16 protein-coding genes are annotated in these 12,767 nt (G+C 61.5%); 6 read left to right on the top strand and 10 right to left on the bottom strand.

Features of this window, described 5'->3' with window-relative positions:
* Positions 1-7: 7 nt before the first annotated feature.
* From RN347_RS04970 to RN347_RS04955, 4 genes are all read right to left on the bottom strand, one after another.
* The gene (locus RN347_RS04970; RefSeq protein ID WP_263584685.1) at positions 8-1,408 is read right to left on the bottom strand and encodes an amidase; all 1,401 of its coding nucleotides are present in this window, start codon (positions 1,406-1,408) and stop codon (positions 8-10) included.
* A 104-nt stretch (positions 1,409-1,512) separates the two neighbouring features.
* Entirely contained in the window at positions 1,513-2,424 is a 912-nt protein-coding gene (locus RN347_RS04965; RefSeq protein ID WP_311960388.1) for a LysR family transcriptional regulator, read from the bottom strand.
* Entirely contained in the window at positions 2,421-2,906 is a 486-nt protein-coding gene (locus RN347_RS04960) for a GNAT family N-acetyltransferase (RefSeq protein WP_311960387.1), read from the bottom strand. The genes RN347_RS04965 and RN347_RS04960 overlap by 4 nt, the downstream gene beginning before the upstream one ends.
* 37 nt (positions 2,907-2,943) lie before the next feature.
* Complete coding sequence (locus RN347_RS04955) at positions 2,944-3,672, bottom strand: DUF1963 domain-containing protein (RefSeq protein ID WP_311960386.1); 729 nt, start codon at positions 3,670-3,672, stop codon at positions 2,944-2,946.
* A 273-nt stretch (positions 3,673-3,945) separates the two neighbouring features.
* On the opposite strand from RN347_RS04955, the gene RN347_RS04950 reads away from it, so the two are divergent.
* A complete protein-coding gene (locus RN347_RS04950) occupies positions 3,946-5,376 on the top strand; it encodes a diguanylate cyclase domain-containing protein (RefSeq protein ID WP_311960385.1) in 1,431 nt (476 codons plus the stop codon).
* A 61-nt stretch (positions 5,377-5,437) separates the two neighbouring features.
* Here RN347_RS04950 and bluB read toward each other — a convergent pair whose 3' ends face one another.
* Both bluB and RN347_RS04940 read right to left on the bottom strand, forming a co-directional pair.
* Entirely contained in the window at positions 5,438-6,136 is a 699-nt protein-coding gene (gene bluB / locus RN347_RS04945; protein WP_311960384.1) for a 5,6-dimethylbenzimidazole synthase, read from the bottom strand.
* Entirely contained in the window at positions 6,133-6,585 is a 453-nt protein-coding gene (locus RN347_RS04940) for a GNAT family N-acetyltransferase (protein WP_311960383.1), read from the bottom strand. The genes bluB and RN347_RS04940 overlap by 4 nt, the downstream gene beginning before the upstream one ends.
* Positions 6,586-6,779: 194 nt before the next feature.
* Between RN347_RS04940 and RN347_RS04935 the strand changes: the two genes are divergently transcribed.
* Positions 6,780-7,760: an alpha/beta hydrolase-fold protein gene (locus tag RN347_RS04935; RefSeq protein ID WP_311960382.1), complete on the top strand. Its 981-nt coding sequence runs from the start codon at positions 6,780-6,782 to the stop codon at positions 7,758-7,760.
* Between the two features lie 37 nt (positions 7,761-7,797).
* Here RN347_RS04935 and RN347_RS04930 read toward each other — a convergent pair whose 3' ends face one another.
* On the bottom strand, positions 7,798-8,550 hold the full coding sequence (locus RN347_RS04930; RefSeq protein ID WP_311960381.1) for an NAD(P)H-dependent oxidoreductase: 753 nt from the start codon (positions 8,548-8,550) through the stop codon (positions 7,798-7,800).
* Between the two features lie 88 nt (positions 8,551-8,638).
* Here RN347_RS04930 and RN347_RS04925 point away from each other — a divergent pair, with 88 nt between their 5' ends.
* A complete protein-coding gene (locus RN347_RS04925) occupies positions 8,639-9,541 on the top strand; it encodes a LysR family transcriptional regulator (protein ID WP_311960380.1) in 903 nt (300 codons plus the stop codon).
* 9 nt (positions 9,542-9,550) lie between these two features.
* Here the strand turns inward: RN347_RS04925 and RN347_RS04920 are convergent, their stop codons facing one another.
* Positions 9,551-9,892 (bottom strand): GlpM family protein, encoded by a 342-nt coding sequence (locus RN347_RS04920; RefSeq protein WP_311960379.1) that lies wholly within the window; start codon positions 9,890-9,892, stop codon positions 9,551-9,553.
* 6 nt (positions 9,893-9,898) lie between these two features.
* A complete protein-coding gene (locus RN347_RS04915) occupies positions 9,899-10,405 on the bottom strand; it encodes a MarR family transcriptional regulator (RefSeq protein WP_311960378.1) in 507 nt (168 codons plus the stop codon).
* A gap of 85 nt (positions 10,406-10,490) precedes the next feature.
* Between RN347_RS04915 and RN347_RS04910 the strand changes: the two genes are divergently transcribed.
* Entirely contained in the window at positions 10,491-11,420 is a 930-nt protein-coding gene (locus RN347_RS04910; RefSeq protein WP_311960377.1) for an EamA family transporter, read from the top strand.
* 31 nt (positions 11,421-11,451) lie between these two features.
* Here RN347_RS04910 and RN347_RS04905 read toward each other — a convergent pair whose 3' ends face one another.
* On the bottom strand, positions 11,452-11,877 hold the full coding sequence (locus RN347_RS04905; RefSeq protein WP_311960376.1) for a GNAT family N-acetyltransferase: 426 nt from the start codon (positions 11,875-11,877) through the stop codon (positions 11,452-11,454).
* Positions 11,878-12,003: 126 nt separating this feature from the next.
* On the opposite strand from RN347_RS04905, the gene RN347_RS04900 reads away from it, so the two are divergent.
* Complete coding sequence (locus RN347_RS04900) at positions 12,004-12,168, top strand: YhfG family protein (RefSeq protein WP_311960375.1); 165 nt, start codon at positions 12,004-12,006, stop codon at positions 12,166-12,168.
* Entirely contained in the window at positions 12,168-12,764 is a 597-nt protein-coding gene (locus tag RN347_RS04895; protein WP_311960374.1) for a putative adenosine monophosphate-protein transferase Fic, read from the top strand. The genes RN347_RS04900 and RN347_RS04895 overlap by 1 nt, the downstream gene beginning before the upstream one ends.
* Positions 12,765-12,767 lie beyond the last annotated feature (3 nt).

The following is a 12,767-nucleotide window of genomic DNA, read 5'->3' as shown; positions in this document are numbered from 1 at the left end:
TCATGATTCAAGCGGCACGCGTATCCAGCTTCGGCCAACGCACGGGTAACGCCAGCTCGGTTTCCAGTTGGTAGGCCAGTTTCAATACTCCGTGGTCGTTAAACCGGGGGCCGATCAACTGTACGCCGATAGGCATCTCGTCCTCGCTATAGCCCGCATTGAGTGAAAGCGCCGGCTGCTCGCCCATGTTCCAGGGCACGGTGTAGGCGATGTGCTCGAAGGGACGGCGCGGGTCGTCGGTCGGCGAAGCCCACTCGGCGGGAAATGAGACGTTGGGTGTAGTAGGCGAAATCACGAAATCCACCTGTTCGAAGATGGCCTCGCTTTCGCGGCGCATTGCCATTGTCTGCTGAAAGCCACTCACCACATCCAGCGCGCTCGACTCCTTCGCACCACGAGCCCATTCGATAATCGCGGGCAGAACCCGGGCGCGCTCCTCGTCACTCAGTTTTTCGAGCTCGCCTTGCTGGCGCGCCTGCCAGAAGCGATCCAGACCATCGAGCATCTCGCGTGTTAGTACGGGAGCCACGGGCACCAGCGTTGCGCCGCGAGCTTCCAGACGCTGGGCGGCGAAGGTCACCGCCGCCTCGATGTCCGGTTCGAGCGCCAATCCGCAGCCCGCATCCAGCATCACGCCGATACGCAGACCGTTCATATCAAGCGTCAGATCCTGCCAGTCGATGCGCTCCGGCGGCAGGCGCATGGCATCGCGGCGATCGGTCCGGCTCAAGGTTGGCATCACCAGTGCGGCGTCCTCGACACAGCGCACCATGGGACCGGCGCAGCGGCCAACGTAATAAGGGTCGATCGGAATACGACCAAGGGTCGGCTTGAAGCCCACGACCCCACACCAGGCGGCGGGCAGGCGCACCGAGCCACCGATATCAGTGCCGATGTGCACAGGCCCGAATCCGGCCGCTGCTGCCGCACCGGCGCCGGAGCTGGAACCACCGGTATTACAATTCAAATCCCAAGGATTACGGGTAAGGCCGTGAAACGAGGAGAGCCCCGACGAGAGCATGCCAAAATCCGGGCAGGTAGTTTTGCCAAGCAGTACCGCATTGGCTTCGTCCAAGCGCGCGGCGGGAGGCGCGTCCGCCGCCGCCGGGGTCTGGTCACCCAGCCCCGTCCCAACGGGAACGGGCTGGCCTCGAGTGGCCACCAGTTCCTTCAGCGTCACCGGGACGCCATCGAGCGCCCCTAGGCTTTCGCCTTTCGACCAGCGGGCAGTGGAAGCCTTGGCGGCGTCGAGAAAGCGCTCCGGCGAATAGGCGTAAAGCGCGTTAATTTGTCCTTCGTGGCGCTCAATATGAGCAACCAGATCCTTGGCCACCTCGTCGGGGGAGAATGCCTTGTTTCGGTAGCCATCCAGCAGCTGGGTCGCCGTCAATTGATGAAGCTCGAACATGCCGTCGTCCTTTGCGTTGTTATCGACGCTTTTAGAATGGCGTTAGTCAGCGCTACATACTATTTCAATTTTAATGTCAGCGTGTCCACTTTTTGTGTGCACTTTTAACGAGGCGAGCTGTCATGAGCCTGCAAAGCCTTGGCCAGCAGCGAAAGACACGCTTCGACGGCGAAGCTTCGAGTGCGGTGACGAAAGACACAGAGATCCATACGCGCCGGTTCGAGCTCGTCCGGAGCGAGAGGAATGCTCTTGAGTTCACCGTTTCGACACTCACGGGCCACCGCCATGGGCGGGAGAATGAGTACGCCAGCCCCGTTCAGGGCCAGCGCCTTTTGGGTCTCGAGCGACGCGGTATCGAAGGTAGGCATGAGTTTGATGCCCGCCCGATGAGCACTTCGCTCGAACGCCTGACGCGCTCCAAAGGTTTCACCCGGCAAGATGATACGGTGCTCGGCAAGTGCTTCGATCGTCACCTCGCAAGCGGCGGCCAATGGATGCTCTGGTGCCATGACCGCATGGTGCTCCAGGCGCACACTCTCCAGAACAAGAATATCCTCGTGGCGCGGCATGAAAAATGACAGGCCGATATCCGCAGTACCCAAGCGTAGACTCTCGACCATCTGCCCGGCGCTGGCGATGCCGATATCGAAATTAAGCCTAGGATGACGCGCAGCCATGTCGGCCAGCGCTGGAGCAAGTAGCCCCGCCACCACGCCCTCGGCCACTTGCAAACGCACTCGCCCGGTACGTAAGCCCTTGAGGTCGGCAATATGCTCTTGGACGCGCTCCAGATCGCGCAGTGTGTGCTGTGCCTGGGCGGCCAATAGCTCTCCCGCCGCAGTCAGGCTGATACCGTTGGGCCCTCGCTCCAGTAGCGGCGCGCCCATCTGATGCTCCAGCAGATCGATCTGGCGGCTGATCGCTGTAGGTGCGATGTGCAGCTTGGCCGCCGCCTGGCGTAGCGAGCGACACCGCGCGACGGTATCGAAGTAGTGAAGCGCGCGGCCGCTGATCATTGGACCGTCTCGCTGACGCACTTCGCCATGAGCGTGACCTGCTCGCCGAGATACGTCACCTCCTCGAAGGCGCGCCAACCCAGGCGGTGGTAAAGTGCTTGTTGATCCGGCGTGTAGAGATAGCCGCACTCGAAGCCGTTCGATAAAGCCTCCTGCTCGACCCGTGCGACCAGCCGTGAGGCGATCCCTCGGCCACGCTGGTTCGGCAAGACGAACACCGACGCAAGCCAGGGGCCAAGCTCGGGCCGGGTCGACATGTCGTCCGCGATCAAGCTCGCCGTGCCCACCGCCGCCCCCTTTTCCAGCGCCACGAAGATCGACGGCACCCCGCCCACACCGCACTCTGAACGCACGAACGCGATCTGCTTTTCGAGGGTCTGGCCGGGGTGCAGGTGCCCCCAGGCCTCGAAGGTCCAGGTCGCCACCAACGTGACGTGTGGGCTGTCAGCGCGAAGGCGTTCGATGGTGAAGGTATCCGTCATGGGTCGTCCTGGTGGTGCATGAAAACGGGTTCGCGGTCTAGGTGTTCTGCCGAACGAACTCCACGCTCTGCGGATGCTGCGCGCAGTAAAAGAGGTAGATGAGCCCGACCGCCCCCCAATCCAGGTTCGCCTCGCCTTCAGAGTCGATCTGGGCGAAAAACGTCATGGACGCCTGACAATGGGGGCAATCGGGCACGTGCTCGCCCTGAAGGTAGAGCGGGTAGCCGCCCTGCCAGCTTTTCAAATCATCGATACAGCCTGCCCGCGTCACTGCCTGATCAAAAGCCTGCCAGGGGCTTTCCGGGTCGAGCTCGCAACAAAGCCCTTCGGCTTCAGGGCTTTGGGTATCGAGCCCTTCCCAGCCGGGTAGCGAGCGCACCGTTTGGTGCGTAATCCGACACGGCGTGATGGCGTTGCGATCGGCGCCGGGTGGCGCCAGTCGAATCTGCTTATAGCCTTGCGGCGCGGTGAACCACTGCGCGTGCCAGAGCCCACGGTCGCGCGGGTCGTCGCCCGCGGGCAGGCAGTCAAAGCAGTAGTGAAAGACAAGCAGCGCGCTCGTCGTCTCATCAAAAAGTTGGAAAACGAAGGTGAGCGGTTGGGTGCAAAGTTTGCATACAGGCCACGTCGCCCCCGCTTCAAAGTAGGGCAAACCGCCGAGCTTGCTGACCGGCAATGGCACCCACGCCTTGGGGTCGGCGTGGGGCGTAAGCAGCACGGCCTTTTTGATCAGCGGGGCAAGCAGCGCGTCGAGCCGGTCTTCCATGAAGCGATTCCTTTATCGATGGGAGGACTCTAACCCAAAACCCGCCAGGCGATAAGCGCCGCTCTCTCTTGACACCCTATCCTGAGGCCCTATCGTGACGCCCCCAACGCTCACTCATACTTTTCTACGATCAATGGGTAAGCTCGCTTGCACGCCTGGCGTGCTAGGCTCCCACAAACCGTGATCCGAGAACCCCATCGCATGCCATTTTCCTTCGCGCTCCCGCGTCCTCGGCGATTGCACCGACTGACGCTCGCAACGACTGGCCCACGGGTGTTTGCCTTTCTTCACGCGTTTGGCCTCACGGTGTGGATTGCGCAGGTGGAGGGAACACAGTGGCAGCTGGTACTGCCCGGCGTCGTGCTGCTGATTTGGCCGGGGATCGCCTACTGGCATGCCACGCTTGCCAAAAACACCAAACGTGCCGAGTTCAATAACCTGCTTGTCGATACGCTGCTGTTTGGCCTCTGGTGCAGCGTGCTGGATTTCTATGTGCTGGGCACCATCACCATCGGACTAGCCTGCTTGTTGAACAATCTCGTGGTGGGCGGGCCACGCCGCATGCTGCTCTCGGCGCTGGTATTTACCTTTTCAGCGTTGATCGGCGCGCTGGTCACCGGTCCGGACTTTCGGCCCTACGTCAATGTCCGGGTCGACATCTATCAATGGGCGGGCGCCGTGGGCTATTTCATGGTGATGGGCCGCGTCACCTATCAGCAAAATCGTCAGATAGGTCGCAACATGCGCGCCATCGAGATGCAGAATCGCCTCTTTCAAACCCTACTCGACTTGACCCTGCTCAGTCATCACACGACAACGATTGACGCCTTGCTCGATCAATTTCTCGATCACTTGCGCACCCATTTCCCGGACTACGGGTTCGCCGTGATCCTTCATGAGCGCGCGCGGCCGGCTACCGATTCGTTCGCGGCCACCGCAAACTTGACGGCCGACGATCGAAAGCAGCTAACGACACTGACCGAGAACCTTTCGGCAGAAAAAACAGGCCGAGCCATCGTCCGCCAACGCGGTGATGGCGCCTCGCTCTATCTCACGCCCATGGATCACCGCTCCGGCCTTTACCTGGGCTGGCTCATCGTCAAGGCCCCCGGGGAAAACAGCGGGCTCGAACAGATTTTGCCGCTGTTCGCCGACCAACTGGCCGGCGCCACCGAAAACAAGCTGCTTCAGCTCGAGCTCACCCGGCTTGCCGAACGCGATGCCCTCACAAACCTCTACAATCGCGGCTTTTTCGATTCGGCGCTGCACGCCTGTATCGCCAACAAGGAGCGCTTGTCCGGCGCCGACTTTGCCGTGATCGTGATGGATATCGACCGCCTGAAAGAGGCAAACGACCGCTATGGCCACGAGGCAGGCGACGCGCTGATTACCTGCGTTGCCCAGCATCTGCAGGCGTGCACCCGAGAGAGCGACATCCTCGCTCGTTACGGTGGCGATGAGTTTACGTTCCTGCTGCCAGCGACAAACCTCGACGCGGCTCAAGCGTTGCTCGAGCGCATTCGCGCTCACCTCGTTGACCAATACTGCGTGATCAACCTTCCCACCGGGCCGCATCGCCTCGCCCTTGGGCTTAGCCTGGGGTGCGCCTGTTCAAGTGAAGCCCCCTCTCAGGAAGTACTGGCGGTGGCCGACGAACGCATGTATGACGATAAGCGCTCGAACCGAGAGCGCCATGATGATTGATACGCCATCGGTTGGGCACTAGTAACCGCCGGGTTTACAGTGTCAAGAGTGCGACGCGTTTTTACTCGTTACCAAAAGGGCCGGCTGAACCGCCGGCCGGGCGCTGCCCCCAAAGATCGGCATGCACGAGCGACTCGATCGGCAGTCTGGAGCGCCAGCCCTTCGCCTCCAGCTCCGGCTTTTCCAGAAACTCGCTGACGTAGCCAAGGCATAGATAGGCCAGCGGATAGACATACTCGGGCAGGCCCAGTACGCCGCCAAGCTCGATGGGGTCGATGATGCTCACCCAGCCAACGCCAATACCCTCGGCCCGGGCGGCGAGCCACAGGTTCTGCACCGCCAGACAGGTGCTGAACAGATCGGTGTCGATCACGCTGTCGCGGCCCAGCACATGGTCACCGCCACGGCGGCGATCGCAGGTGATGCACACATTGAGCGGGCTTTCGAGAATGCCCTGCAGCTTCAGGCTGCGATAAAGCGCCTGGCGCTCGCCGGAAAAGCGCTCGGCGCCTGCCGCGTTGGCCGCATCGAACAGCGCGAGCACGTTCTCGCGCACCTCACGGCTTTCGATAACGATGAAATCCCAGGGCTGCATGAAGCCCACCGACGGCGCGTGGTGAGCCGCTTCCAATAAGCGTGTGAGCACGGCATCCGGGATCGGGTCGGGCAGAAACTGTGCGCGAACGTCGCGGCGCTCGAAAATGGCGCGGTAGACCCCGGCGCGCTCGGCCTCACTAAAGCGGTGGCGTGAGTCGCTCATGGGGCAGGCTTGATCATCTCGATGTGCATGATGCCATCCTCGTCGAACGGCTCGCTGACCGTTTCGAAACCGAGCGAGGCATAAAAGCCCTCGAGATGCGCCTGGGCGCCGATGCGAATGCCGCGCCCCGGGTAGGTAGCTTCAGTAAAGCGAATCGCTTCCGTCATCAGGGCACGCCCCAGCGCCTGTCCGCGAAAGGCCCGAACCGTCATTACCCGGCCAATGGAAGGCTCATCGAACTTCTCTTCCGGCCCGACCACACGAACGTAGGCCGCAAGCGCGCCATCGACGGTCGCGCGCAGGTGCCAGGCCAACGGGTCGAGCGCGTCCACTTCCTGGTAGGCGCAGGCCTGCTCGACCACGAACACCGCCTCGCGGGCGCGGGCGATCTCGTGAAAATCCCGGGCGCTGAGCTCATCGATGCGTGCCCAGTTGAAGTGTAGTGACATAACGTCTGGTCCTTTCAGTCACGGCGTTCAAAGCCCGGGAGTATAGCGCGAACTCGCTACGCCCCAAACGGCCCTGCCGTCTGGCGCTACTGGCGATCATCACATGAGCCGCCCGTGGTTGCCTCTCCAGCGCTCTGTCAATTAACATCAATTATCATTAACGTTGATGTCTCTGCCTCAGCCGTGGATGGATCATGTCGAATCGTTTTCTGCTCAAGCGTTTGCGCGCCGTCGCTGCGTTTCTCTTCGTCAGCGTTTTATGGAGTACCGTCACCGTGGCACAGCAGCGCGACCCGGCCCAGACGATCGGGCACACCGTTTTCGACGAGCCCGAAGGTGCCTATCGCTTCGAGCGCTTCACGGTCGAGAATACCGACTCCCAAACGCGCTATCGCGTCACCCTGGGCATTCCCGCAGCCAGCGCACCGGCATCAAACTACCCCGCCTTTTGGATGCTCGATGGCAACGCCGCGCTGATGGAATTCGATGCCGCCCTGCTCGACGCACTCGGTGAGCGCCCGGCGCCGCCAGTGCTGGTGTTCGTGGGTTACGATAACGACCTGCGCATCGACCGCCGACGTGTACACGACTACACCTTCATTGAGGACGGCGACCAGGGCGGCGGCGCCAACGCTCTGCTCGACGTCATCGAGAAACGCATTCGCCCGGCCATCGCGCAGTATGCAACGACCAACCCACAGCAGCAGACGCTATGGGGCCACTCCTTGGGCGGGCTTTTCACCCTGACGACGCTGTTCACCCGCCCCGACGCTTTTGACACCTACGCCGCGGGCAGCCCGTCACTATGGTGGGCCGAAGGCGCGCTTCTCGATGGCCCGGAGCAGGCCTTCATCGCCAATCACGAAGACGCCTCGGCCCGGGTGCTGCTGAGCCTGGGCGGCGACGAGCGCCGCCGCGACACCTCTCACCGCGACATGAACGACCCGCGCGTACGCGAGCACCTGCGTCGCGTGACCAGCGTGCCCGCAGATACCGTCGAAACGCTGGCCGAGCGCCTCGACGTTATGCCCGGCGTCAGGGCCACCTACCGCGAATTTCGCGGCATGAACCACGGCCAGACCTTTCGCGCCTCACTAATGGATGCGCTAGCCGACGTAACCGGCGTGACCGGTGTCGATACCGTTCGCGCGTCTGCTCGAAAGCCCTCGCGCTGACTCGACTACTCTTGGTATTACTGATGACGACGCGTACTCACCCCAAGCGCCAGCGCAGTGGCGATGCCTCCTTGAGCACGCCCTGCTCGTTCCAATCCCCCCAACCCGCGAAGGGAATGGTTGCCTCATTTGAAAGACCCGGCAAGCGCTCTGCCCAGCGCCGCTTACAGCCTTCCAGGTGCTCGCGCAACGCTGCCTTGCCTTGATACTCGATTCCACCACCCTGTACCCCGTAGCTCACTTGGGGTGCCAGCACGTCAAATCCAACGTAATAAAGTGAGGCGTGCATCGGCCAGAGCCACGCCGCCATGTCCCCGGCCCGGCCGAAAGGCTGGAAGGCAGGCTCCGGCGAGCCCGCTGTTACGCAAAGCAACGCGCGTTTGCCTTGAAAATACCCCTGGTCATAGCGCATGCGACTGGTGTAGCGGCCGCCGTAGACCATCACCCGATCGAACCAGCCTTTCAGGATGGCGGGCTGAGCGTGCCACCAGAGCGGGAAGTGAAAAACTACCAGCTCCGCCCACTCAAGCCGTGCAAGCTCACGGGTTATCTCCTTGGGAAGCGCCTGCCGGTCGTGATGGGCGCGCTGTTCGTCGAGCGGCGCGAAAGGCTCGCCGCTGCCACGCGACGCATAGTGCTCGGCGCGTTCGACCGGGTCGAAACGTTCCTGGTAGAGGTCGCCTACCTCGACTTGATGCCCCATGGCCTTGAGTCGGCTGACGGTAATATCGACTAGCGCGCCGTTGAACGAGCGCGGCTCCGGATGCCCCGAAATGATCAGTACGTTCATGCTCAAGCTTTCCTGTCACGATGAGAAATGACAGGCTACTCTGTTCATATTTGCTTCAATATTCCCTAAAAATGCCAACTGGATTTTCATGAATGCACAGACAGTGAAATGGGATGACCTGCAGATCGTGCTCGCGATCGCCCAAGCGGGCTCGCTCTCCGGCGCCAGCCGGCAGCTTCGTATCAGCCATGCTACGGTGTTTCGCCGGCTCAACGCCCTCGAGCGGCGCTTGGCGGTGACGCTGTTCGAACGTCACCGCCAAGGCTACACGCCGACGCCTTCCGGGGAGGACATGGCCGCCACCGCCGAGCGCGTACAGCGTGAGATCCACGGTGCAGAGCGGCGGCTGGCCGGACAGGACATAGCACTTACGGGCAGCCTTCGCATCACCACCACGGACACGTTGTTCACCGGGCTCTTGAGTCCGGTGCTCACCACGTTCCGCCAGCGCTATCCAGCGATTGAGCTGGAAGTGGCTCTCTCCAACCAGCGCCACAGCCTGTCGCGCCGGGAGGCAGATATCGCCCTGCGCCCGACCCACGCGCCGCCAGACACCCTAGTGGGCCGCTATTTGGGTGATATCGCTTTGGCGGTTTATGGGCTAGGCAAGCATTGGGAAGACGTCCACCGCCACGTCACATTAAAGACGCTATCGAATCAGGCTTGGATAGCACCGGACGCGCACCTGGGCGATGCCATCCTTGAGGCCTGGATGGCGGATAAAGGTGCCGCCTACCGGGTAGATAGCCTACTCGGCATACAGGTAGCGATACGCGACGGTGCCGGCATCGGAGTGCTGCCCTGCTACCTGGGCGAGAGTGATGAGGCGCTTACACGCCTGACAGCGCCGATAGAGGCTCTAGCGACGCCGCTTTGGCTACTCACCCACCCCGACCTTCGCCGGGTGGCGCGGGTGCGTGCCTTTATGGATACGGTGAGCGAGGCGCTGCGCCCGCGACTCGAACACGCCTGCAAAAGCGCGAAGACATAAAAGCCCGCTTCAACCGGAATAGAACCGCGTCCAGCCCCAAAGCAGCAGTAGTGCGAAGACGATCCAGACCAGAGTAGCGGCGGTCAGCGTGCCGGTCAGGTCGAATCGGTAGCTGGCGTAGTAGATCGCGGCGAGATAGGCCGCGTAGGGAATCAGCGAGCAGAGCCCAAACACCGCCGTGGTGCGAAGATCCGCCATGCCGCGCTCGCTACCCACGATGTAGTGCGCGATCAGCGCGAAGGTGGGAAACAGCGGTACCAGCCCGGCAATAAAAAAGCTCCTGGTGCGCGACAAAAGCGCAATGAGCAGCACCGCCAGCGCCCCGAGCAGACATTTCAATAAAAGCGCCATCGCGTGTTACCTCGCGTGTTCCTGGGAGCGCTGATCGAGACTTTCCAGCATCTGCTTGAGCAGCGCATCGAGTTCGGCTCGCTGCGCCTCACTCAGCCCGCTCACCAATGCCTGCTGCGTTTCGACGTGGGCGGTCACGGCGTCGTCGATCAGCGCAAAGCCTGCCTTCGAGAGCGAAATCAGAAAGCCGCGCCCGTCCTCGGGATTTTTCACCCGCTCGATGAGCCCGGCTTTTTCGAGCTGCTGTAGGCGGTGGGTCATGGTGCCGGAGGTCACCATGGTAGAGGCCATCAAGGCGCTTGGCGACAGCGCGAAGGGCGGGCCTTCGCGCCGGAGCGTGGCGAGCACGTCAAAGCTCGACTCGCTCAGCCCAAACGGCTCCCAGGTATGCTCCATGGCACGCATCAGCACCTGGTTGAGCCGCTTGAGGCGGCCAAGCGTGCCCATCGGCGCCACGTTCAGCTCCGGACGCTGGCGCTGCCACTGCAGAAGTATTTTATCGACATGATCCATGGCGTCGAGCTTACGACTTTTTACCTTGACGTCAAGATAAAAAGTCGAATACCTTGATATCAAGATACTTGAACAGGAAGTCGTCATGCCGCCCGTCCGCCGCGTTTTTAACGATAAGGCCTTCGCCTCAAGGCGTCTCGCCCCGCTTCTCTATCTGCTCGCCGGTGGGGCACTGCTGGGCCTTTCCACCAACCTGGCCAAGCAGGCCGGCGAAATGGCGCTGTCGCCGCTGGCGTTTCTGTTCTGGTCGCTGGCCGGGGCGGCGCTGATTCTGCTGGCGCTGGCCGCCGGGCGGGGCCGGCTGCCGCCGGTCAACGCCCGCACGCTCGAGTACTACACGGTGTCGGCGCTGGTCGGCGTGGCGGGCTCCAACCTGCTGTTCTTCTCGGCCATTGCCCATATCGGTGCCGGTTTCGTGGCGCTAATCATCACCCTGCCGCCGCTTTTGACCTATCTCGGCGCGCTGGCGCTGAAGATCGAGCGTTTTCAGCCAAGCCGCGGCCTGGGCGTGCTCACCGCGCTCGCCGGGGCACTCATTCTCGCCGCGCACAAGATCGCCGCCCCGCAGGCCGACGTTCACTGGATATTGCTTTCACTACTCGGCCCGGTGCTGCTGGCGATTGGCAATCTTTACCGCACGCTGCGCTGGCCGCCAGGCGTTGCCGGCGAAACCCTGGCGCCGGGCATGCTGGTGGCCGCGGTGGTGCTTTTGCTGGGCGTAAGCTTGCTGCCCGACTTTTCGCTTGCGGTGCCCCAGCTTCGCCTCGAATTGATCTCACTGATCGGCCTGCAGGCGGTGGTTTTTGCCGGGCAGTTCCTGCTGCTCTTTTTACTACAGAAAAGCGGCGGCCCGGTGCTTCTGAGCCTGCTGGGGTCGGTAGGGGCACTGTTCGGCGTGCCGGTGGCGATATTCATACAGGGCGAAAGCGCCCCGGAGGGGTTGCTCCTGGGCGGGCTTTTGATCGCCATCGGGATCGCCCTGCTCAACCTGGACAAGGTTCGCCAGAAAACCTGAGGCGTTGATCAGAAGGGCGCATTCAAAACGCCTAGTCGAGCCGCTTTTCCATCGTGTGAGCGCCGGCCTCGGTGGTGACGACGCCAAACCCCAGCCGGCGATAAAGCGCCACCGCCGGATTGAGAGTGAAGACCCGCAATCGCAGCGTAGCGCTACCGGCCCGGCGGGCCCGGGTTTCGGCAAAGCCGATGGCGGCGGTGCCCAGCCCCTGGCTTCGCCATGCCGAGGCGATTTGCAGCTCACGGATAGTACAGGCGTTCGAAGCAGGATCGAGGCACAAAAGCCCTACCGGGGAACCCTCTACCAGAAGCTGATAGCTTTCCATCTCGCGCCACTGACGCGCGAACAGGGCATCATCCCAGTGCATACCCAGCGCATCGAAATAGCCGGCCATGTTGCGCCGAATGAGATCGGCGGCGAACGCTTTGTCGCTGGTTCGTCGAAAGTACGGTGTCATTCCGATATTTCCAAAACGTTTTGTCGACTTCGGTACGCGGCTTTCACGCGGTGATTGGCTACAACAACCTGATGAAACCTCAAGCGCGACTACGTTATAATGAGTGCTACGAATCAAGGAGGCCCCATGCAAACACTCTCCTGGGAAACCAAGCGGCGTTATAACGCTGAAGTCCGGCGCACCAACTATCAGTCCAGCATGGCGCTCGAAGGCATTGCGGTCGACCCTCGCACGTCGCGGCTTACCAAAGCCGACGTGATCGCCAAATATACGAAAACTCAAAAACGCTGATGGATAAGTACGGTACCGGTCAGGATCCCTACTGTTACCCTGGTACTGACGTATTAAGAAACAAGTTGAATATCGATGAGGCGGCCACGCTCGAAGAAGCCGAACGCGACCTATCGATGATCAACGCCGCCAGTATTGAGCTCGAACCACCGCCTTTTGACCTCGCCTATCTGCAGCGCCTGCATTCTCGACTTTTTGATGATCTTTATGACTGGGCAGGAGAGCTGAGGTCCATCGATATTGCAAAGGGAGACACGCGCTTCTGTCACGTTCCTTTTATAGCGCCCGAATCCGAAAAACTCTTCAGGAAACTGGCAGCGCAAGCGTACTTCACTCAACTGGATAAGAGCGCTCTCGTGGCTGCCTGCGCCGAACTGTACGGGGATTTGAATGCCATTCACCCTTTTCGCGAAGGTAACGGACGTACTCAGCGGCTCTTTTTCGAGCATCTGATTATCAACTGTGGTTACCGTATTTCCTGGGCAGGTATCGAACGAGCGACATGGATAAAGGCAAATATCGCAGCCATGGCGTGCGAGTACGAGGCCCTGGCCGCAATATTCGAAAGCTGTATCGGGCCGCCGCTTCAGGATTGATAC

The sequence above is a fragment of the Halomonas sp. PAMB 3264 genome (assembly GCF_031954245.1).
Lineage (GTDB): Bacteria > Pseudomonadota > Gammaproteobacteria > Pseudomonadales > Halomonadaceae > Vreelandella.
The sequence above is the reverse complement of the archived record's forward strand: the minus strand, read 5'-3'. Positions and strand labels throughout refer to the sequence as shown.